Below are 21,371 nucleotides of genomic sequence, written 5' to 3'. Positions count from 1 at the left end.
GTTAAAGGAGTGTGAAGGTGTAGCATGGAAGCCTTCCACGGTTGCTCCTAACGGGCGTAGCGAAAGGCTTCCGAGCGTAGAGGCTGGCTACCAGCCAGGGTTGTTGCCCCCAATGAGTTTGTTGGCATTCACTTCCGAAATTGGAATCGGGTACAGCAAATGCTTCGATTGGCGGCGCTTAATCACATTGTTCTCATCGATGTCGAGGGCGTTCATCACGGGCAGATAAATGCCCCAGCGAATCAAATCCCAGCGCCGGTCGCCTTCCAGGGCTAGCTCTCGGCGGCGTTCTTCCAGCACGAAGGAGCGGAACTGCTGCTGGTTTAAGCTGGTGCCTACTTCTGAAGCGCCATTGCGCCGACGAATCTGGTTGACGGCGTTGCGCGCCGCACCCGTTGGTCCGTTGTTTATCTCGTTTTCAGCTTCAGCAAAAGTCAATAGCACATCGGGGTAGCGCAGCAGCGGGAAGTGGAAGTCACCGAGGGTCACGTTGTTTTTCGAGACGGCCTCGAACTTGCGCAGGCGGCCAATACGGCCATCATCCAAGGCAGACTGGTCGGCAGGCTGGTAGCCGTACTTGGCACGCTTGGCTACCGCTGCGGGGCTTGTATCCGTGCCGCGTACAACTAGGCTGTCGCTCAGCGGATAGTAGTGAAACTGCGTGTTGCTCCACATCTTCCAGCGGTGCAGCACGCCGTCGGTGATGCGCTGGTCGTTTTCCTCGAAGTTATGGTACCACTGGTACGAGGTGCCAATCCAGCCTCCTTCCAGTTGGTCTGCCTTAGTTGGGTCGAGGCGGCCCCGACGGAACAGCGAAATCTCATTCCCAAAATCGGGGCTCTCCAAAATGCTCTGCAATGACCAGATGTGTTCCCCGCGGTTGCGGTTCGCCACGGTCCACACCTCCATATGCGACGGAAACAGGTAGTACTCGCCGCTGTTTATCACTTCCTGGGCTTTGTCGCGGGCCAGCTTGAAGTACTCGGCCGAGTTCAACCCTTCCAGGCCCGCCACCACTGTTTTGTTGTGGGTAATGGCCTGGGGCGCTAGCAGGGTCTTTCTACCACTTACCACTTGGAAAGCCTTCCCGCCCATCACCGTTACCTGGCCGCTCGACAACGAACCGGAAGCCATGGTTAAGTACACCTTGGCGAGCAGGCTGCTCGCCGCGCCTTTGCTTGGCCGTCCCAGCTCGAAGCCAGCGTCCCGAGTAGATTTTAAGTTGGTTTCGGCCTGCTTCAGGTTGTCGATGATGAGGGCGTACACATCTTTCACGGGCACGCGGGGCTGCTGCGGGGCAGTGCCTTCCGTCACTGCTTTTTCGAAAACCGGAATTGAGCCATAAGACCGCACCAACAGGAAATAGGCCCAGCCACGCAGGAAATAAAGCTGTCCCAAGGCGTTCTGCTTCGCTGCTTCGTCGGCCGTGGTCATGGCGTTGATCTGCGAGATGCCGAAGTTGCAGCGGTGAATCAGGGTGTAGGGGCCGTTCCAGCCTGCGTCTATCCCCCAATACGACTGATAGTTGCCGGCGCCAACGTCGCCGAACGCCCAGCTAGGGCCAGTGGCATCGTCGGAGTCGTAGTCCCAGAGGTTGGGGAACTGCCCGTAGCGAAACATCGAGCCCGATGTCAGGGTATTCAGCGCGCCGTTGGCAATAAAGTTGGGGTCCGTTACCTGGTCGGGGGTAATAAAGTCCAGGGGCTTTTCCTCTAAGATATCCGAGCACGATACCGCAGCGAAGGAACCAGCCAGGAGGAGAGCAAGTACTTGTATCTTTTTCATCTGACGAGAGACTACTTTTCTGATGGAATTAGAAACCAGCGCTTACCCCCAAGGTGAAGGTGCGGCTGTTGGGGTAAGAGTTCATATCGACGCCGCGGCGGGAGGCGTCGCTGCCGAACGCATTGACGTCCGGGTCATACCACTTGTAATTGGTGAAGGTCAGCACGTTGCTCACGCTGGCATACACGTTGATGGCATCAATGAAGGAGGCGGGCTTTTTGAAAGAATACCCCACGTTGATGTTCTTCAGGCGCACGTAAGAGCCGTCTTCCACCAAGCGGTTCGACAAGCGGGGCTGGCGGGTATCGGCCGCCAACGCCTTGGGCCACGTCGCATTGGCGGCGTTTTCGGGCGTCCAACGGCCATCGTACACAAACTGCGGAAGGTTGGCCACCTTGCCCATCCGAATCTGATACAGATTGGTGTTCACGATGTCGTTGCCTTGCACTCCCTGGAAGAATATGCTCAGGTTGAAGTTGTGGTAGCTGAAGTTGTTGGTGATACCGAAGTTGTAGTTGGCATTCGTGTTGCCGATGATCTGGCGGTCCTTGGCCGTAATGGCGGGGTCTTCGTCGAAGTTTTTGTACTTAATCTCCCCAATCATCATGCGCTGCACGGCTTCCGATTGGCCGGCATAGTAAGGGTCCGCCACTACCTCGGCTAGGTTGTCGTAGAAACCGTCTTCCACGAAGCCATACACCGTACCAATGGGTTGGCCGTTGCGCTGCAGAAAGAAGTTGTCGAAGTTGTTGTAGAGGCTACCGGCAAACTGGTCGCCGGGCAGCTCCAACATCTGGTTGCGGTTGAAGGAAACGTTGGCGTTAATGCTCCAGTTGAATTTAGGAGTTGAAACCAGCGAGCCAACGCCCGAGACTTCCAGGCCCTTGTTCTCCACCGTGCCGAAGTTGGTGAGCTGCGTGGTGAAGCCGGTGCTATTCGGAATCTGGATGGGCTGCAACAAGTCACGGGTCTTCTTCTTGTACACGTCCACCGTTACGGTGAGCCGGTTTTTCAAGAAGCCCATATCCACGCCCACGTTGACTTGATCGGTGGTTTCCCAACGCAAGTTTACATCGGCCGGACCCCGCCACGTTACGTCGGCGTAGCCAGGCTGCGGTGCCCCGCCGATGGGGTATGCGGAGAAGGCAAACATGGGCAATGAGCGGTAGGAGCCGATACCTTGGTTGCCGGTTTGGCCGTAACCCGCCCGGAACTTCAGGGTGCTGAATACGCCCAGATTCTGAATAAACACCTCGTCGCCGGCGTTCCACGCCAGAGCGAAAGAAGAGAAGTTGGCGTACTTGTTTTTCGTTGTGAAGCGGCTGGAACCATCGCGCCGGAACGAAGCCGTAGCCAGGTATTTGCCTTTGTACCCGTAGTTCACCCGGCCCAGTAAGGAAAGCAAGCCATTTTCCGACTTGCCGCTGTTCAGCGTCTTCTGGGTGGTGCCGTTGAACAGGTTGTTGTTTTCCAGCAGGTCATCGGGGAAGCCCCGCACCGACGCGTTACGGTAGTAGGAGTAGCCCGTTTCGCGCGTGAATGCCGCCACTGCGTTCACGCTATGGTCTTCGTGGAACGTGCGGTTGAAGTTCAGAATAGATTCCAGCGTGATGCCGCGCCAGTTGTCGTCGGAGTTGTAGGCGTACCCGTTGGTGGTGCGGGCTTCCTGCAAGCGCCGGTTGTAGTACACTTCCCGGTTGTTCACGTTGTAGTTCACCCCCAGGTTCTGGCGGAACGAGAGGTAGTCGGTGAAGGTCAGCAGCGCGTAACTCGACGAGTAGATGCCCGTAGAGTGCGTCTGGTCTTTGGCCGTGCGGGTGTAGTTGTAGGGGTTGGCAGCAGCGTACCAAGACGTGTTGTCTTCCCGCGCTTTTGACTCCGGCGACGATACTGGGTAAGTAGCCGGAAACGACAACGCCGAACTGATAATGCTGGCCTCGTTGCCGTTCGAGTTGGTTTTGCCTAGCACATAGTTAGTGAAGGTGATATTGTTGCTGGTGCCCAGCTCGATCCACTTGTGCACCTTCCGGACGATATTGGCTTGCAAGCCATACCGCTTGAAACCAGAATTTTCAATGATGCCTTGCTGATCGAGCATGTTGCCCGACACCGAGTAAGTGCCTTTGTCGCTACCGCCTGACATACGCAGGGTGTAATCCTTGGTGATGGCTTGGCGGAAAATCTTGTCCTGCCAGTTGGTACCTGTGAAGCCCTCCGGATACGATTCGCCCGCCGTTCCATTCAGGAAATCTTCGGGTGCCGGCAGATAAGTGGAGTCGCCGATAATTGGGTCGAAACCCCGAATGCCAGGGAAAGGCAGCGTAGTAGGGCTTGTGCCGTTGTACGTTTCGGCATTGAGCTGGGCCTCGTTCTGGAACTGAGCGTACTGGTACGCATTCAAGACTTTCACCCGCCTAGAAATTTCCGAGATGCTGGTATTCGCTACTATCTCGATGCGGTCTTTGTCGGCTTTGCCTTTCTTGGTAGTGATAAGCACTACGCCGTTGGCACCGCGCGAGCCGTAAATGGCCGTGGCCGAGGCATCCTTCAGGATTTCCATCGACTCGATGTCCTGCGGGTTGATGTAAGACAAGGCGTTGGTCGATTGACCCGTGCCCCCCGAGGGGTTGGCACCACCAGTGGAAGAACCAGTAGCAGAAGGCGAGGTGAATGGAATGCCGTCAATTACATACAGCGGCTCGCTGCCTGTAAACGAATTCGCCCCCCGAATGGTGAGGCTGATGCCGGCCCCAGGCGCTCCGTCACTGCGGTTGACCTGTACTCCGGCTACTTGCCCTTGCAATCCTTGGTTGATGCTAGTTGGAATGGTTTTGAGGATATCGTCGGTCTTGACGGAAGCTACTGAGCCGGTTACGTCACTTTTCTTGACCGAGCCGTAACCAATTACCACCACTTCTTCCAGCGCTTTTTGGTCGTTCTGGAGCTTGACGGCGAATGATGTGCGGCCTTTTACGGGCACTTCCTGCGTTTGAAAGCCCACATATGAAAGGACAAGAACGGCGTCCTCATTGGGCACTGTAAGGGAGAAGGAGCCATCCGTGTTGGTGGCTGTACCGTTGGTGGTGCCTTTCACCACTACGCTAACTCCCGGCAAGCCTTCGCCACTGGCTCCGTCGGTCACGGTGCCTTTTATGGCAATGGGTGCTTGGGCAAGTAATTCGGTGGGGCTTACTGCAAAAGCCGCCATCGTCGTCATGAGTAAAATCTTCTTCATACAGTGATGAGAAAGGAATGGAGATAAGGGAGAAGTGCAGAAATTGACTCGCAGCAATGGTGTCATCGATGAGAAAGTGAGGGCTAGCCAGGTCAATGGTACTTTCTCGCGAGGCTGTAGTTCAGCTCTAGCAAACTCTTTAGTTAATACAAGAGCGCTTCGGGCTGTTGACGTTGTTAGTCGTCCAGTTAGCTACAGTAGTAGATCCACTATTTGACTACTTATATAGTAGGGGTGAACAAGAAGGTGTAAATCGATTGCATGAAGTGGGATTTGGATGAGTGAAAAGAGAGATGGATGAACCGAAATTCCATTGCAAACCCGACAGTTGACTTACCGTAATCGTTTGCAATACCAAGGTTAACAAACTAAAAGGTTTTAGCAAGTTTTGCACTTGCAGCCTGTTTTATTGGACTATAGTGAACTAATAACCTTTTAACACTCCAAGCTATCTGGTGCTGGAACTTGCTATTTGTTGCTACCTTTTTTCTTCCCAGGAATAGTAGAACAACCACTTGGCAATGGATGTAATAAAGAGCATCTCTTACTTAATTAAATACAAATTATAGTAAGAGTTGTTTGCGATTTAAGGTTTCAGGCAAGCATGCATAGAAGGATAAAAAAGTATCAATAAAATATTTATATAATTTTCATAATCAACACGCAATCATCTAACCGTCTTCGCTCAAACCTCACCTGGGCTTAGTGCAGCCTATACTCTATTTAAATACTTAGGGAGATAGGGAAGGAGCAAAATCCGGCTGCTTTACTTATGTACTTATGAACGCAGGAAGACGCTAGCTATAGGCACAGCTAGCTAAGGGGCTATGCCTATATACAAGACTAGTCCTGCTTGTATGGAACTGGATGTGTAACAAAGAATGCTAGCTGCCGTTGCCTGGCAAATGTATTACCTGCTTGGTGCTTGGTGCCCAGGCAATTCGGCGGCGGTCCTCTTTGCCTACTAAGTAGGAGAAGCTAATAGCATCTGGACGCTGGCGAAGGTCGTCCCAGGCAGCGCGGGTGATGGTATTGTCGGTGGGGAAGGCCGACTTGGGGGTAAGGGCTGGCTTCTGGAAGTTTTTTTCAGTGAAAAACTCATCCATACGGCGGCGCACGTAGGCAGCACGCTCATCGGCGGTAGCGGTGGGGGTCTTCATTTCGTATACCATAGCCGCCTCTAAATCGCCGGCCGAAAGAATCTCACGAAAGATAACTTGCCCACTAGCATCGGTGATAGTGAAGGTGGCCTCACCAGTGAGCATATCTTTGCCCCGCATCACCAGCTTGAATTCGTCGGGGGAACTAGGCGAAGAGAAAGTGTGCCGTTGCCGTACCGTTTTCAAGGTGTCCGACTGGGCATCGGCAGCGGCAGCACGGGCAGTGTCCATAGGCTCCAGATTCGTGGCCGTGTCGGCAGTGGAAGGGCTGGTAGCCGCCTGACGCGTGTCGGGGGTGGAGCAAGCAACAACAAAACCGAGCAGGGGAAGCAGCGAAGTGAGGCGCATGAGATAAAGGAAATGGTAGCTGCCGACAATACGCGGTTTAAAGGCCGACTGTTCTGTTTGCTACAAGTAGGCTCGGAGGCTGGCTTGGGTGCCTACCAGAACAGCATCAAGCCAAAAGCAACACTCATGCACAACGACGACACCTGGTTCATGCGCATGGTATGCTCGAAGTCGGCAGCACTAGGGTCTTGCCAAACCAAGTAAGCCCAACGCCCAAACAGCGCCACTACCGGCCCAGTTGCCAGCAGAAATACGAAGAGGTGCATGGTTTCCTGACGAACCCAGAGCGTGCCCGCCAATACGGTGGCCCCTGCCAGAAGCCCTACGGCCGCAAACACAAACGTGCCCCGGATGCCTAGTCGTAAACTTAAGGTCTGGTCGCCGCGGCGGGCATCTTCCTGGTGCTGGTAGACCTGCGTGAGAGGGTAGGAGCCGCACAGAAAGAGACTGCTGACGAGGGCGAGCAGCAAATTAGTTGTTTCAAGAATCGTTGCTTGTGAAGCTCCCACACCTACCTGAGTCATCAGAAAGGTGAAGGCGCCTTGGAATACCACGACCACCACCGTACTCAGCAGAGGATACTTCTTGAGTCGAATGCCTTCGTAGCTGTAGGCTTTCGACACCAGAAGATACACCGCCACCAATACTCCGAACAATGGGCTCAGCAACGCGGCCCCCACCACAGCCAGCGCATCGAACACATACACCAGATAAAGCAGCTCTTGGGAAACTTTAGGGGGCTTCTTTAGGCCGCCGATACTGCCTTCGTCCCGGTCGTAATAGGAATTGTAGCCGTTAGAAGCCGGGTAAGCCAACAAGTGCAACACTACGAACACCCCTACCGCCCGCCCACTGCTGAAAGGCTCGCGAAGCGCGCTCAACCCAAACCAGAACACGGGCATGAGGTAGATGGAAAACGGAATGCGCAGCAGCAACAACGCGCGGCGGTATGACATTGCAAGGTGTTCTAGGGTTAGGAAGCGGATGCTTTAGCTACCAGTAAGGTACGAGTTCGGGGCAGTAAGCACCACAAGCACCGATACGGGGCGCCACTACCGAAGTACACACTTATGTGCGTTGTAAGCGAGGAACACCAATTAGGTAGGTCACTTCTGGTCCCCACCAGTGCCGAACTTTGCCGGCTTGCCAGTCAAACGTATTATGGGGGTCAGCGCGGCGGGCCAGGGAAAGCAACTGCGCCGGCGGATACATACGCAGGATGGACACGGTACCGTCCCAGATAGTGAAAAGCGGGATAAGGGGCACGAAGTAAGTGAAGAACAGGCGGCTGAACCGGAAGGGCCGCATAAACGGGGTGAACAGCAACTGCGCTATGGGCAGCACCGTCCAGGCCAGCAGAATTTCCAGCCAATGCTTGCCGGCCCCCTCGAACACCCCAATGCCAGCTCGTTGTTGCACGGCATCAGCAAGAATGGCTTCGGCTAATGGCGGCGGGAAATGATGAAACGCGGAAAATACCGTGCGGAACCCCGCCAACGTGGTGGAAACGGCCGTGGCATCAACGGGAGCCACCTCGTACGTAAGTCCTGGATTGCGCTGCGCTAAGAGCTGCCAGGCTGCTGGTTGCGGGTATAAATCGGTGAGGGTGATGCGGGCCGTTGGAAGGCCGGTTTCGCGCAGGCGCCGCAAGATGCCTTCGGTGCCGCCGCCCGCACCAGCACACAGCTCCAGCAACTCGGCGGCGTTGGCTTTTGCAAGGGCTTCGCGTAGCAACGGCACAATCGGCTGGTAGGTACCCAGCAACGAAATCATAAAGCGTAGGTAGTCCATCATGCCGGCGCGGATGACGCGCGGAAACCACGGCAGGTCTTCAAACTCGAATAACTGGAGGCGTATTTTCACTTCATTGCCTACGCATAATTAGCAGCAGACGGTTGTCAGGGAGCCTAGAGACGCACAAAGCAGGTAGGAAACGTCCAGAGGAAGTATGGCCGTAGAACCGCACGGTACTAGTATGATATGGCAATGCTTGGGGTAGGGCATAAGGCGGTTCGAGGGAACAAAAAACACCCTACCCAACAAGTTAGTTGAGTAAGGTGTCAATGCGTTGGCAAATAGCTAGTTGGAGTCTGCTTGTGCTAGTCAAGCAAGCTGTTGGTTAGCCTACCTCAACGTGGTGCGTGTTTCTTCTGGACCAAATAGCAGTTGTAGAAGTTTTGCCGCCAGGGCTGTAGAGCCAGAATACCGTTATCAACCCAGCTGCCAGATAAGGAGACGACATTTCCAGCAAGCCTTCAAGAGAAACAAAGGGCAGCATAAACCGGAGTAGCTCATTAGCAAGTATAAAAAATAGGGTTACACCCAACAGGGCCATAGACCGGCGCGACCAACCCGAGCAAACACGCCCGAGTACCGCGAAGAATGGAACAGCCAGTGGCACCAGGGGTAGCGTAATAATAGCGGCCAGCAAACCAGCAGCAACGGCAATGGTACTATCGTTTAGTCGGTGGGTGAGGGCAAAGCCCAACCCAAGTAGGAAGGTGCCTCCCAGGTTGCTGAACAGCCAAAGAAGCAGTGTGCGGATAATAGTTGGCTGAACGGAAGTGTACGCGTTAAACATGTCAATAAAATAATAAAGTGGAAGAAAGCTCAGGGTGGTGACTAACGCTGAAAACAGGCTAGCACTGGAAGCTGAACGGCAATACCTACGAACAGAGGAAAATTGTAGGATTGTTTGGATTTGGACTTGTTTGGGAATTCAGCCTTCCAATTTGACGCTTGCAATCCGTGTGATTTCTCATTTTGAAACAGGCATGAGTTGGCCCAGTTAAATCATTCGGCATCTATCATGCGTGTTGGGCTTGCAAACATTAGCTATACTATGAGAGCCGTAGTGCGGAAATCTGTTCCGAGCTACGGCTCTTTCAGTTTAGTGCAACATGAGTAACGGTATGGCCTCTTTAACTTATCTGTATGAGCCCGAGTACCGTACTTCCTAGTACGTTGATATTTTAAAAACAGCGGAGGCAGCTACAACCTGTGGTATATCCAGCGGAGTTTCCTGATACTGTGGAAATATTTCAGGAGGGATTTGCAAACGCGAAGAAGTTTTCGCTGCTTTGTATCACAAAGTGCTTTTAAACATGATGAAGCCTGCCGTCGACCCGTTAGCTCAACTCACCGAGATTCGCGCCATCATGGAGCGCTCCTCCCGCTTCATCTCGCTTAGCGGCCTTTCAGGGGTTGGAGCGGGCGTTGTGGCATTGATAGGGGCAGGGGCAGGCCACTGGTACCTGCGTCGGGAGTACGGCGAAACCGGCTTTTTGCGGCTGTTGCAAAGCACGCCTGCTGAGCGAGAACTTGTGCTGCCCTTTTTGCTCCTGCTGTCGGCGGGTATAATAGCGGCGGCTTTAGCCGTAGCCATGTTCTTCACGATGCGGCGGGCCCGCAAAGCCGGCCAGCCCCTTTGGAGCGCCCTGGGCCGACGCTTAGCAGTAAGTCTGATGATTCCGCTGGTGGCAGGTGGACTTTTCTGCTTGGCCCTGTTCACCCACGGAGCCGTGAGCCTGGTGGTGCCGGGTTTGCTGCTCTTTTACGGATTGGCGCTGCTGAATGCCAGTAAATACACTCCCGATGAAATTCGCTTGCTAGGTCTTACCCAAGTGGCACTTGGTTTAGTGGGAATTTTGCTGCCTGGCGCCGGATTGCTGTTATTTGCGCTCGGTTTCGGACTAGGCCACATCGGGTACGGACTACTGATGTATAACCGCTACGAACGACAATGAACTTTTAGGCACGTTGAGGCTAGGCTTTTTTGCATGCGAAAACAGCCAAGTTGCGTATCACGGCTACTTCTCTCTTCCTCCGCTCTAAAAAGAAACCACGCAAACCTATACAAGTGGTAACCCCTGTCAGGTCGGCTTTTCTCCATTGAAACACCTTATTCACACGCTCAATAAAGCTTTCGACCACCGCGTGCGGCTGGGCGTAATGGCTGTGCTCATGGCCAACGATAACGTAAGCTTCACCGAGTTGAAAGAAGTGTTGGAGTTAACGGATGGCAACCTCGCCAGCCATGTGGCAGCCCTTGAGAAGGCCGGGTACGTGCAAGTAAACAAGCAATTCGTAGGTAAGAAGCCCAACACCACTTATACCGCCTCACAAGAAGGAAAACAGGCCTTTCAAGACCATTTGCTTGCTTTAGAAAAGCTGTTGCGGGGGTAAGCAGTATTTTTTTTGACTTTAAACTTTGAAATACAAAGTTCTTTTAAAAATAGGAAGAGGCTAGCAAGTTGGCTCTCCACTCTTTCCACATACAGGCACTAGATTCCTAACCAGTACACTATGAATACCTCGATTTCCGCAGCCGGCTCCCGGTTTGTCTCCACCGCCGCACCCACTCCGCAACTCACGCTTAGTGTTTTGCAAAAAGTGGCACTACCCGCAGGTGCCATCTTGTTCGATGTGCTCTTCTGGCACGAGCGGGCTGCCCTGAATATGCTGCTCTATACGTTGTTTGTGGTAGGAGTAGTGCTAGCCCAGCTGCCACGGCATGCGCCACAGTGGCGCTCCGGCTATTTCCGCCTGACGCTGGCGGGTACGCTGCTGAGTGCGACTATGGTGGCGTGGTACGGTTCAGGGGCCGCCCAGCTGGCCTGTGTGGCCTCGTTGGCAGTGTGGCATGGCTACCTCAACCAACCGCACCTGAAGTTGATTAGCAACGCCTTCTTTACTGCCATAGGTAGTGCATGGCAGATGATGCCGGGTCTGGTAAGCCTAGTGCGTCTGCCGCACAACATGGGCGGACGCGCAGGCCGGGCCTGGTTTTATGGGCGCTTGCTGGGCGTGCCGCTGATGGCTCTGTGCGTATTCCACATTCTGTTTTTGGTTGCCAACCCGGTGTATAGCCAGCTAACCAGTCAAGCGCTGACGGCGGTAGGAACATGGCTGGAGGTGCTGTTTGAAAACCTATCGGTGCCGCACCTGCTGTTTTTTCTGCTAGGGCTGGTTGCCACTGGTGCCGCGCTGGTGCTCGTACCTGTTCACTACTTCACAGACCAGGAGTCGCGCCTAGGGGAATTCATAACCCGGCAGCGCGACCGAGTGGCCTCCTTCGCCGTTCGGCGCCCCGACTTTCGGTCCAAGAACTTCCGCGCGCTTGATTTACGCAAGGAATACCTAGTTGCCTTGAGCATGTTCGGGTTGGTGAACGCGCTGTTGCTGGTTGTCAACGGTATCGACATCAACTGGATTTGGTTTGGCTTTGTGCCGGGCCCCAACTTCGACCTTACCCAGTTTGTGCACGAAGGCACCTACGTACTGATTCTGAGCATTCTGGTGGCCATGGGTATTGTGCTGTGGTTTTTTCGCCGCAACCTCAACTTCTACCAGCGGGGGCTGCCTGCGCTGCGCTGGCTGGCTACGGTGTGGGTGCTTCAAAATGTGGTACTGGCGGTGTCGGTGGGGCTGCGCAACTACTATTACATTGTCAATACGGGCTTGGCCTACAAGCGCATTGGCGTGTATGGCTTCTTGCTGCTGACGTTCTTCGGGCTACTAACGGTGCTACTTAAAATATGGCAGCGCCGCTCCACCTTTTCGCTGGTGCGCCTGAACGCGCTGGCTGTTTACCTGCTGATGGTGGGGCTGGCCTGCGGCAACTGGGAAATCTGGATTGCGCGCTACAACCTACGCCCCGAACTGCACATCCTCGACTATGGCTTCCTGCTGGACATGCCCGACCGGGTATTACCCGAACTAGCCGCCCACCAGCAGGTGCTCACCCAGCGCCACCTCGTGTCGGAAACCTACAACGGCACTTGGGTGAAGCTGGAGCCCATTGCTGCTCGCCAAAGGCTTCAGCAGCGCCTCCGAGAGTTTCATGCTCTGCAGCAAGCCCGCAACTGGCCCAGCAACACCTACGCCGATTGGCAGGCCAACGAAGAGCTAGCGAAACCCTAAGTGACCTAGTCAGCCCACTCAACACGGCAATATCAACCCTGTACTACCTTCTACCTATGCTTCTCCAATTCTCTTTAACCGTTCTGGGCTTGCTGATCTGCGTTGGGGATGTGGCAACGCTGGCCCTAGTGCTCACCTGGCAGGAGCGAGCCGCCGATCCTGACCTGCGCCGACAACGGCTGTTAACCGGTGTGTTGCCTGTCGGTAGCTTGTTGCTGCTCCTACTGCTGGGAGTGGTGTTTTTTCTGCTGATGCTATGGTCGCCGCAAGGAGCCGAGCTATTGGGTAACTAGACTCAACATTTTATTTCATGGAAAACCAAGTAATGCTAGAGCCTTCGCTGAAGGCCACACACCTGAGTCGTTGGCTGGCGTCTGCCCAACAACTTAAGGATACGCTCACCATTTTGGGTATGCACATCCTGTTTGTTTTTGGCCTATTGTTCGGCATCGGCATTCCAGGCTTGATACTATACTTTTTGCGGTGGCGAATAGTGCGTGGCAACAGTAGCCCACAACGTACCCAGGTGCTATGGTGTCTCGGCTTTGTGCATGAATTTCTTTGTGTGCTCTTGTTCCAGTCGGCGGAGATTAAAACCGAACTACATGAAACAGCAGAGTGGGTAAGTATCGGCTATATGATAGGCTTAGGTATAAGCTTAACTGGTTTGATAGAGGCATTTTACACAGCACAGAGAGATACAGATGCTCTCTAGTCAACGAATAGCGGTACTAACATGTCCTGCCTCATCTTCGCCCGGCAAGGCCCTTAGTGTACTGGTAGCAGTGTGTGCGGTGTTGTGGCTCTGGACCCAATGGCCAGATTGGTATTACTCGGGTTCGAACGACAAAGAGGTGTACTACCTGCTCTCAGAAGTAGTATATAGCTGGTGGGCGTGGGTGCTTTTACCACTGCTTAGCAACGGTATTCTGTTCTGGTGGAGCACTTGGCCTCTCTGGAGCAGTCCTAGCCTCAATGCTGTAGCGGAGTTGAAACGGGGTGTAGTGTTGGTGCTATGCTTGTTGTTCCACCTTGTGTCGGTATTGCTGGCGTTGTTCTGGATTGTAGGCTCTATACTTTTTTATTTCTGGCCACTCTCAACCTAGCTGACACCCATCTAGAATGAACCAGCTACAAATCTTCGCAGCCCGTGCCTTGCGCCAACTGCCTACCTCATTGTGGTGGGTGCTCACGTTGTTGGTAGGCTCAGTATGTAGTATCACACTCGAGAAAGAGCTTTTCCCTAATACACCCAGCGCCTCGGTAGTAGCGCAATGGGTGTTTATCGGCTGCATGCTAGTGCTGCCCACACTCGGTATTGTGTGGGTATGGCAGGTGGCTATGCATGTTGTGCAACCGGGCTGGCGGCTGCTCTGGTATATAGCTGCCACCGGAGCCACTGCTGTAGGAGCAGGACTGACCATTTTGCTGCTAGTAGTGACGTTGTTGTTTGCCGCCTAGCTTCAAATAGTACCGCGCAAGCTGGCAGGGCCGCTGATTGTAGCGGGGCATAATGCGTGAAACGAAGCTGTGTGCCAGTGTGTTAATGGCCTTGGCAAGTGGTATGTTAGCACGGAGAGGAAAGCCGAGTTAGGTGGTGGCGCAACAAAAACGACAGGTTGGCCCGTGCTTAACCGGTATATTTACCACTTCTTGACATGCCACCCCAGCCAGCCGCCGCCCAATCTGCTCTGAATGTCCGTCCCAAGATTGCCGAAAACAAACCCTACGCCCCGGCCCCGTCGGCCCTGGTCTAACCGCGCGGCACGAGCCACATGGGCCGTCTTTGTACTGGGTGTAGGCATTTTCCTGCTCTACCCCATTTTAGTGAGCATGAATTTCATGTTCCTTTTCGGCAAGTCGCCGAGCTTGGAAGAGTTGGAAGACCCCAAGGTGGAACAGCCCTCTGAAATCTATACGGCCGATGGCGTGCTGCTTGGTAAGTACTTCCGGGAAAACCGGGTGCCCGTATCACTGAACAAGATTTCGCCGCTACTCATCAAAGCCTTGGTCGCTACCGAGGACATTCGCTACTACGAGCATTCGGGCATTGATGCTACGGCCCTGGCCCGCGCCGCCGCCGGCGTATTAACGGGTAACCGGAGCGGCGGTGGCTCCACCATTACGCAGCAGCTCGCCAAAAACCTCTACAACACCCGCCGGGGCGAAACCCGTGGGGCCCTCGGGTATATCCCCGGTGTGAGCACGCTCATCAGCAAAACCAAGGAGTGGCTAACGGCCGTGGAGTTGGAGCGCCGCTATACCAAAGAAGAGATTCTGCGGATGTATTTCAACACCGTTGAGTACGGGTCGAGGGCGTACGGTATCAAAGTAGCGGCCAAAACCTTCTTCAGCACCTCTCCCGACAGCCTTACAGCCGAGCAAGCTGCTATGCTGGTGGGCATGCTCAACAATCCAACGGCGTACAACCCCCGCTTTCACCCCGAGGCGGCCCGCAAGCGCCGTAACCTGGTGCTTACGCGCATGGGGCAAGCCGGTGTGCTGCCCGCGGCCGAGGTGGCAGCCCTCCAGAAGCAGCCCGTACAACTCAAGTACCAATTCGAGCAGCATATCGACGGCCCGCCCACCTATTTCCGTGGGGCCGTCAGCCAGTTCGTGAACGAGTGGTGCGAAAAGAACGGCTACGACATGTACCGCGACGGTCTAAAAATCTATACCACCATCGATTCGCGGATGCAGCAGTACGCCGAGGAATCGGTGCAGGACCGGATGAAGCGGCTGCAACAGCAGTTCGACCGGTTTTGGCGTAATCGGGACAAGAATCCGTGGGTGGATGAAGAAGGCAATGAAATTCCGAATTTCATTGAAACCCAAATGAAGCGGACCGAACAGTACAAGGAGTTGGCGGCGCGCTATAAAGGCCAACCGGCTCTCTTGGATTCGGCATTGCACCGCAAGCACCCCACCAAGGTATTCACCTGGAAAGGCGACGGTGACACCACCTTGCTTTTGTCTCCGCTTGATTCGCTGGCGTACTACAAGCATTTCCTGCACGCGGGCATGATGACCATGGATCCTTTCACCGGCCAAATCAAGGCATGGGTGGGTGGGCTCAATTATCGATTCTTCCAGTACGACCATGTACGCCAAGGCAAGCGCCAGGCGGGCTCCACCTTCAAGCCCTTCGTCTACCTCACGGCCATTGATAACGGCTACGCGCCCTGCGACCGTATTCGCGACGAGCGGGTGACCATCAACTACGTGGAGAACGGCAAGGACATGGAGTGGAAGCCCGACAACGTAACGCGCGAGTACACCGGCATCAACATGACCTTACGCCAAGCCATGGCCCGGTCCGTTAACTCGGTTACGGCCCAGCTAACCGAGCGGGTAGGGTGGGAAAACGTAGCCAAGTATGCGCACAAAATGGGTATCAAAAGCCCTTTGCTGCCTGTGCCTAGCATCGGCCTTGGCTCGGGCGGCGACGTAAGCGTGTACGAAATGGTAAACGCCTACAGCACCTTCGTCAACCAGGGGTTCCAAACCGAGCCCATGATTGTTACGCGCATCGAAGACCGTAATGGCAACGTCATCAAGCAATTCGACCCCAAGCAGCGGCGCGCCATTTCTCCCGAAACAGCGTGGCTAATGCTCTACATGCTGCGTGGCGGCATGGACGAGCCCGGCGGTACCTCGCAGGCGCTATGGGAGTACGAACTATGGAAGAAAAACAACCAGATAGGCGGCAAGACCGGCACTACCTCCAACTATTCCGATGGCTGGTACATGGGCGTCACCAAAGACTTGGTGACAGGCGTTTGGGTGGGGGGCGAGGACCGCAGCATCCACTTCCAAGGCTCTCAGCAGGGAGAAGGTGGGCGCACCGCGCTACCTATCTTCGGCAAGTACATGGAAAAAGTATACCAGGATTCCGACTTGGGTATTACCATGGGGCCTTTTCCACAGTACCCTGGCAAAATCAAACGCCGGTATCAGTGCGTTTCTGAGCAGCCACGTCGGCGCCAGCCAGAAGCCGTCGATACGATTGTAGTAGACAACCTGCTGGAGAACCTTAACAGCGGGGCATTGCCAGTTCCAGATAGTCTGTAAACCGGCATCTAATAGGGTTACTTACAGCCACAGTCCAAGCATTCCTGCAAGGTTTTGAAGGGCACTACGCCCGCGCAACCGCCCTAAACAAATTGTTTGCACTTCTTCTCCTTGGGGTCGAAGTAGTACCGCACAAAAGCTGCGTTGCATAGGCCCGCATCGGGTACAAGCGCACAGGCTGATGGCTGAGAAGCAGGTTCGGGAGAATCTTTTTCTTGCTGGCAGGAGGTAGCCGAGGCTAGGAGCGCGGCAGTCGATAGAAGTAGAGCGTATTTCATAGTAGTAGGAGCCGGATAGCTACTACAGGGTTGCAAGGCAGACAACGTACTGTCAACTCAATCAACAGAACCACTTGTGGGTTTACTTGCCCACTGGCTTGCGGCGAAGCAAATACACTGCGACAAGCAGCCCAGCCGCTAAAAGTGCAGAAAGCGCTTGAAAATGGCCGCGCCAACTAGAAGAAGTACTCATGGTGTGATTCACTTCCAGAGAGTTGCTCCAAGCAATAAAGGCATCCGCAATAGGCAACACGCCAAAAAGGTAGCGTTTCTGGTCACTTACTTGATAAGGCATGCCGAACGCCTCTATACTATTGCGTAAACCAATAGCAGTAACCGTGTCGCCGTAGCGCTGCATGACGCGCCGGCCTACAATAGACGCCGCTCCACCCACATCCAGTAACACTGGCCCCGAGTCGATATGCTCCGCGTTGTCGGCTTCCTGCGCCGATTCGCGCATGCCCGGCAAGCCAAAACGAGAGGTAAGAAAATGGTGCCGATATAGCCTGAAATGACGCCGAGCGTAAGTGGAGTCTATTTCGTACAGGAAATTGAGCAGTTGGCTTTGCGACGCGCCGAGAGCTGCTTGTTGCACGGCGCCCGTGCGGGCATCCGTTTTGTGCGGAATCATGCCTAATGAGTCAAGGCGGGTATCCACAACGGTTAGCCACTGCCGAATAGTGGGTTGGTACCGTGGCGGTAGTATTCGGTCGTGGCACGCTAAAGCTGCTAGGCACATCACGCCATCAGCAGGCCAAGCCGCACCCGAGTACGACTCGAGGTAGGGAGTAGGGCTTACAGCTACGGCCTGTGCTATCTGTGCGCAATTCTGCTTGAACAACCTGACGTCGTCGGCAGCCCGTTCGGTGGGCGTTTGCGCAGCTAGGTAGCGGCCCAGCAGGTAAGTAGACCAGCCTTGATAATAGGCGCCGTAGGGCAGTGGCAGTTCCTGCTCAAATATCCTGCGCCCGGCTGGTGAGAAAATAGCTCGCATGGCCCAAGCAGTTTCTCCTAACGCCTCGTGACGTAACGCTGCGCTATTAGGGAGGCCACCAGCCAGTTCCACCCAGCTCAGACCGTAGAGAGCGTTGAGATACACAAAGCCTTCCGGATACAGCTGCTGCATATCCTCGCCAGCGCCTTGGTGCATGCGGGTTTTCAGGAAGCGCAACTGACTCAGCAAATCCTGATTGAGAGGTCGGCCAGCAACCGCTTCCATTTGCGGCTGATAGTACAGCCGGTAGTTTAGATACAGCAGATAAAGTAAAGACAAAGACAGCAGTGCTCGAAACAGCGTCCGCATCGGCTACTGCTATTCCTCCTCGTAGAACGACTCCAATGCCGGCTTCAGATGGGGATACTCGAACGTGAAGCCCTGCCGAAGCACTTTTTCGGCGCTTACGCGCTGACTAGCCAGCACGATTTCGCTCATCTCGCCCATCATCAGATTCAAAGCAAACTCAGGCACCTTGGGGAGCACCAACGGCCGATGTAGCACACTCGCTAGCGTTTCCGTAAAGTCTTTATTGGTTACTGGATTAGGCGAAACGGCGTTGTACGTGCCTTGCCACTGCGGCTCTTCCAGCATCTGAATGAGCAGCCGGCATAAGTCGTCGAGGTGAATCCAGGACATGTATTGCCGGCCAGTACCGAGCGGCGCGCCCGCCATCATCTTCACGGTGCGCGCCAGTGGCACTAGTGCCCCACCTTCCGGGCTCAGCACAATGCCAATGCGGGTGATAATAGTGCGGATACCGAGTTGTTCCACTTGGTGGGCGGCTTGCTCCCACTTCTGAGAAACATCCACCAGAAAGTCAGAAGCCGAGGCAGCAGGTGTTTCTTCGTTCACCACTTTCTCGCCACTGTCTCCATAGATGCCAATAGCAGATGCCGAAACAAACGCCCGCACATGGTGTCCTTCCCGAGCTAGTTCGCGGGCTAGCAGACCGGTGCCGCCCAACCGGCTGGTCAGAATTTCACGCTTGCGCTCTTCCGTCCATTTGCCTTCCGAAACGCTGGAGCCCGCTAAGTTGATAATGTAGTCGGCGTACGGCACTGCTGCTTCGTCGATGGTACCGGCGCGTAAGTCCCAGCGGAAGCTACGGTAGTGCCCGTTGCTGGGCTGCCGACTGAGGAGCGCTACCTCATAACCCAAATCGATAAGCATTTCGGCAAGGCGAGTGCCTATCATGCCGGTACCACCGCTAATGAGGACTTTCCGGGACATATTGTGGGGTGCTTGTACGGTGTGTAGTAGTTGGGCAAATAACGGCTTTCGGGCGTCTAGATTGGAAACTTACGACAACCTATAACTAAAACCAGAAAAAAATGTAATCCACCCTAAAACTCATTTGCCAATCAAGCGCAGAAATTCAGCGCGGAGTGCAGCATCTTCACCAAAAACACCACCATACTCGGCTGTTAGGGTGGAACTGCTGGTGTCATTCACGCCCCGGCTCATCACGCACAAGTGGTCGGCCTCAATAAGCACGGCCACATTGTCGGTGTGCAGGGTTTGCTTCAGTTCCTCGGCAATCTGGCGGGTAAGGCGCTCCTGCACTTGCGGACGGCGCGCATAGTACTGTACCACACGATTCAGCTTGCTAAGGCCCACCACATGCTCGCCCGGCAAATAGGCAACGTGCGCCTTCCCAATGATGGGCACAAAGTGGTGTTCACAACACGAAAAGAGGGTGATGTCACGCTCCACCAACATCTGCTGGTATTGGTAGCGGTTGTCGAAAAGGCGCACATCAGGACGGTGCTCTGGAGAGAGTCCCCGGAACCACTCCTGCACGTACATTTTCGCCACCCGGCGTGGCGTGCCAGCTAGGCTGTCATCGGTTAGGTCCAGGCCTAATAGCTGCATGATTTCCCGAAAGTGTTCGGTGATGCCGGCTATCTTCTCTTCATCGGTGAGCTGAAATGCATCAGAGCGGAGAGGGGTGCGCAAATCGGCTGACAAGTGCGTGTCAGCGGGTGGGGTGCCCCCAGTAGCCGGGGCAGGCACGGAATTATCCATGGTATTCTACAAAATTTCGCTCGGTCTCATACAAAGTAACCGAGAGGCTCAGTTGCGCATCGATGTGTTCACGCAGCCGATTCCAGATGACCACCGCAATATTTTCGGCAGTGGGGTTGAGTTGACGGAATTCCTCCGTGTCCAGATTCAGGTTCCGATGATCAAAGGTATCGAGAATCTCACGTTTGATAAGGTCGCTCAACAGCTTCATATCATACACGTAGCCCGTTTCAGGATCGGTGTCGCCGGTCAACCGTACGATCAACTCGTAGTTGTGGCCATGATAGTGGGGGTTGTTGCATTTGCCGAACACGCGTTGGTTTTTCTCCTCGCTCCAAGCGGGATTGTGCAAGCGGTGCGCGGCGTTAAAGTGCTCTTTGCGGCAGACAGTTACAGGCATAGGAGAGACAAACTAGGTAAGGTGGGTTTTGTTTTGGCAGCAAAGTAGTTTCTGTAGCAGCAACATAAAGCGTTTAAAAATGGTATTTTTGTCAGTTTAGCAACATGTGATATAACCTATTTAATAAAAGATCAATTAGCAGAAAAAAAACATTCAGAGGCATAGTGAGATGTTTAGCTAGTCGTTAAATTTGATGAACCGAAATCTAAAAATCGGACATAATCGAGACCAACGTACCACTAATAATCTCATTAACATGAAAAAAGGCGTACTCCTTTCCCTGTTGATTTTTGTGCTGACGGCGACTGGCTACGCGCAGAAGTCACCCGTTGATGAAACGGACATGGCTATCAAGGGCATCCCCCGCAAGGGTCAGCGCGTGACTATCCAGTTAGATAGCAAACGCGTTGACGAATCGTGGAAAAAGCAGCTTGACGCACAGTTTGGCAACAAAGTAAAGGCCGACAAAGGTGTTTATCAGTTGGATGGTGTAGTTATCGAAGACATTTCGAAAACTCCTGTTCGAGTGATCAGCAAGGTAGATGCTACTCCCACCGGTACGTCGGTATGGTGGTCCGTTGACTTGGGCAATGCTTACCTGAGCAAAGATGCTACTCCTGTACAGTGGAAAGCCAGCGAAAAATACCTGAAGGATTTTGCCCGGATGTTATATCGCGAAGACCTTGCTGTGCAGGTGGCAGAAGCCGAAAAGTCACTGGTTTCTTCACAGAATAACCATATGGCTGTAATTCAAAAGTCGGATGCCATCAAAAAGGACATTGAGAAGAATAAGCTGAAGAAAGTTGAAATTCAGCAGCAGTTGGCTCAGAACGCGGCTGAATTGCTTCAGTACAACAACCAGGTTGATTTGAACCTGAAAGAGCAAGAAGCTGCTCGCGCCGACATTGTTAACATGCGTGTGGCCTTGGAAGCTGTGAAGGAGCGTATGAACAAGATTGAGTAGGTTATACTATCTCTTCGCAATAAAAAGAGAGCTTCTCCTGTCAAAGGAGGGGCTCTCTTTTTATTTGTAGTGGCACTTCCTTCACAACTGCATTAGCTCTTGGACACTCGTGCTACTTGGTTCTTAAAGGCTGCTGTACCAGGGAAAAAAGAGTGAGTGCATTTCTTCTAGACTGTCTTTGAGAAG

Annotated in this window: 19 protein-coding genes; 8 read left to right on the top strand and 11 right to left on the bottom strand. The window is 53.9% G+C overall.

Features of this window, described 5'->3' with window-relative positions; translation table 11 throughout:
- Nucleotides 1–87: 87 nt before the first annotated feature.
- From MTX78_RS17975 to MTX78_RS17950, 6 genes are all read right to left on the bottom strand, one after another.
- Nucleotides 88–1,785 carry a RagB/SusD family nutrient uptake outer membrane protein gene (locus MTX78_RS17975; RefSeq protein ID WP_243797133.1) on the bottom strand — a complete coding sequence of 566 codons (1,698 nt, stop codon included), beginning with the start codon at nt 1,783–1,785 and terminating at the stop codon, nt 88–90.
- A 28-nt stretch (nt 1,786–1,813) separates the two neighbouring features.
- Nucleotides 1,814–5,020, bottom strand: coding sequence for a SusC/RagA family TonB-linked outer membrane protein (locus tag MTX78_RS17970; protein WP_243797132.1), 3,207 nt, complete (start codon nt 5,018–5,020; stop codon nt 1,814–1,816).
- Nucleotides 5,021–5,904: 884 nt separating this feature from the next.
- Entirely contained in the window at nt 5,905–6,528 is a 624-nt protein-coding gene (locus MTX78_RS17965) for a hypothetical protein (RefSeq protein WP_243797130.1), read from the bottom strand.
- Nucleotides 6,529–6,620: 92 nt separating this feature from the next.
- Nucleotides 6,621–7,484, bottom strand: coding sequence for a UbiA family prenyltransferase (locus tag MTX78_RS17960; protein WP_243797129.1), 864 nt, complete (start codon nt 7,482–7,484; stop codon nt 6,621–6,623).
- A 112-nt stretch (nt 7,485–7,596) separates the two neighbouring features.
- Nucleotides 7,597–8,391, bottom strand: a complete 795-nt coding sequence (locus MTX78_RS17955) for a class I SAM-dependent methyltransferase (RefSeq protein ID WP_243797127.1) — start codon at nt 8,389–8,391, stop codon at nt 7,597–7,599.
- A 256-nt stretch (nt 8,392–8,647) separates the two neighbouring features.
- Nucleotides 8,648–9,109 carry a hypothetical protein gene (locus tag MTX78_RS17950; RefSeq protein ID WP_243797126.1) on the bottom strand — a complete coding sequence of 154 codons (462 nt, stop codon included), beginning with the start codon at nt 9,107–9,109 and terminating at the stop codon, nt 8,648–8,650.
- A gap of 523 nt (nt 9,110–9,632) precedes the next feature.
- Between MTX78_RS17950 and MTX78_RS17945 the strand changes: the two genes are divergently transcribed.
- From MTX78_RS17945 to MTX78_RS17915, 7 genes are all read left to right on the top strand, one after another.
- A complete protein-coding gene (locus MTX78_RS17945) occupies nt 9,633–10,274 on the top strand; it encodes a hypothetical protein (RefSeq protein WP_243797124.1) in 642 nt (213 codons plus the stop codon).
- A 145-nt stretch (nt 10,275–10,419) separates the two neighbouring features.
- Entirely contained in the window at nt 10,420–10,713 is a 294-nt protein-coding gene (locus MTX78_RS17940; RefSeq protein ID WP_243797122.1) for a winged helix-turn-helix domain-containing protein, read from the top strand.
- A 120-nt stretch (nt 10,714–10,833) separates the two neighbouring features.
- The gene (locus tag MTX78_RS17935) at nt 10,834–12,450 is read left to right on the top strand and encodes a DUF4153 domain-containing protein (protein ID WP_243797121.1); all 1,617 of its coding nucleotides are present in this window, start codon (nt 10,834–10,836) and stop codon (nt 12,448–12,450) included.
- 56 nt (nt 12,451–12,506) lie between these two features.
- Nucleotides 12,507–12,743 carry a hypothetical protein gene (locus MTX78_RS17930; protein WP_243797119.1) on the top strand — a complete coding sequence of 79 codons (237 nt, stop codon included), beginning with the start codon at nt 12,507–12,509 and terminating at the stop codon, nt 12,741–12,743.
- 17 nt (nt 12,744–12,760) lie between these two features.
- Nucleotides 12,761–13,165 carry a hypothetical protein gene (locus MTX78_RS17925; RefSeq protein ID WP_243797117.1) on the top strand — a complete coding sequence of 135 codons (405 nt, stop codon included), beginning with the start codon at nt 12,761–12,763 and terminating at the stop codon, nt 13,163–13,165.
- 407 nt (nt 13,166–13,572) lie between these two features.
- Nucleotides 13,573–13,911 (top strand): hypothetical protein, encoded by a 339-nt coding sequence (locus tag MTX78_RS17920; RefSeq protein WP_243797115.1) that lies wholly within the window; start codon nt 13,573–13,575, stop codon nt 13,909–13,911.
- 372 nt (nt 13,912–14,283) lie between these two features.
- Entirely contained in the window at nt 14,284–16,521 is a 2,238-nt protein-coding gene (locus tag MTX78_RS17915; RefSeq protein ID WP_243797114.1) for a transglycosylase domain-containing protein, read from the top strand.
- An 83-nt stretch (nt 16,522–16,604) separates the two neighbouring features.
- On the opposite strand, the gene MTX78_RS25480 is transcribed toward MTX78_RS17915, so the two are convergent.
- The 5 genes from MTX78_RS25480 to MTX78_RS17895 form a co-directional block, all read right to left on the bottom strand.
- A complete protein-coding gene (locus tag MTX78_RS25480) occupies nt 16,605–16,799 on the bottom strand; it encodes a BPTI/Kunitz-type proteinase inhibitor domain-containing protein (protein ID WP_394805593.1) in 195 nt (64 codons plus the stop codon).
- 82 nt (nt 16,800–16,881) lie between these two features.
- The gene (locus MTX78_RS17910; RefSeq protein WP_243797112.1) at nt 16,882–18,102 is read right to left on the bottom strand and encodes a hypothetical protein; all 1,221 of its coding nucleotides are present in this window, start codon (nt 18,100–18,102) and stop codon (nt 16,882–16,884) included.
- 9 nt (nt 18,103–18,111) lie between these two features.
- Nucleotides 18,112–19,026, bottom strand: coding sequence for a TIGR01777 family oxidoreductase (locus MTX78_RS17905; RefSeq protein WP_243797111.1), 915 nt, complete (start codon nt 19,024–19,026; stop codon nt 18,112–18,114).
- Between the two features lie 120 nt (nt 19,027–19,146).
- On the bottom strand, nt 19,147–19,821 hold the full coding sequence (gene folE, locus MTX78_RS17900) for a GTP cyclohydrolase I FolE (RefSeq protein WP_243797109.1): 675 nt from the start codon (nt 19,819–19,821) through the stop codon (nt 19,147–19,149).
- A complete protein-coding gene (locus MTX78_RS17895; RefSeq protein WP_243797107.1) occupies nt 19,814–20,221 on the bottom strand; it encodes a 6-pyruvoyl trahydropterin synthase family protein in 408 nt (135 codons plus the stop codon). The genes folE and MTX78_RS17895 overlap by 8 nt, the downstream gene beginning before the upstream one ends.
- 193 nt (nt 20,222–20,414) lie before the next feature.
- Here MTX78_RS17895 and MTX78_RS17890 point away from each other — a divergent pair, with 193 nt between their 5' ends.
- Complete coding sequence (locus MTX78_RS17890; protein ID WP_243797106.1) at nt 20,415–21,185, top strand: hypothetical protein; 771 nt, start codon at nt 20,415–20,417, stop codon at nt 21,183–21,185.
- The last annotated feature ends 186 nt before the right edge of the window (nt 21,186–21,371 follow it).

It is taken from the genome of Hymenobacter tibetensis (assembly GCF_022827545.1).
Classification (GTDB): Bacteria; Bacteroidota; Bacteroidia; order Cytophagales; family Hymenobacteraceae; genus Hymenobacter; species Hymenobacter tibetensis.
The sequence above is the reverse complement of the archived record's forward strand: the minus strand, read 5'-3'. Positions and strand labels throughout refer to the sequence as shown.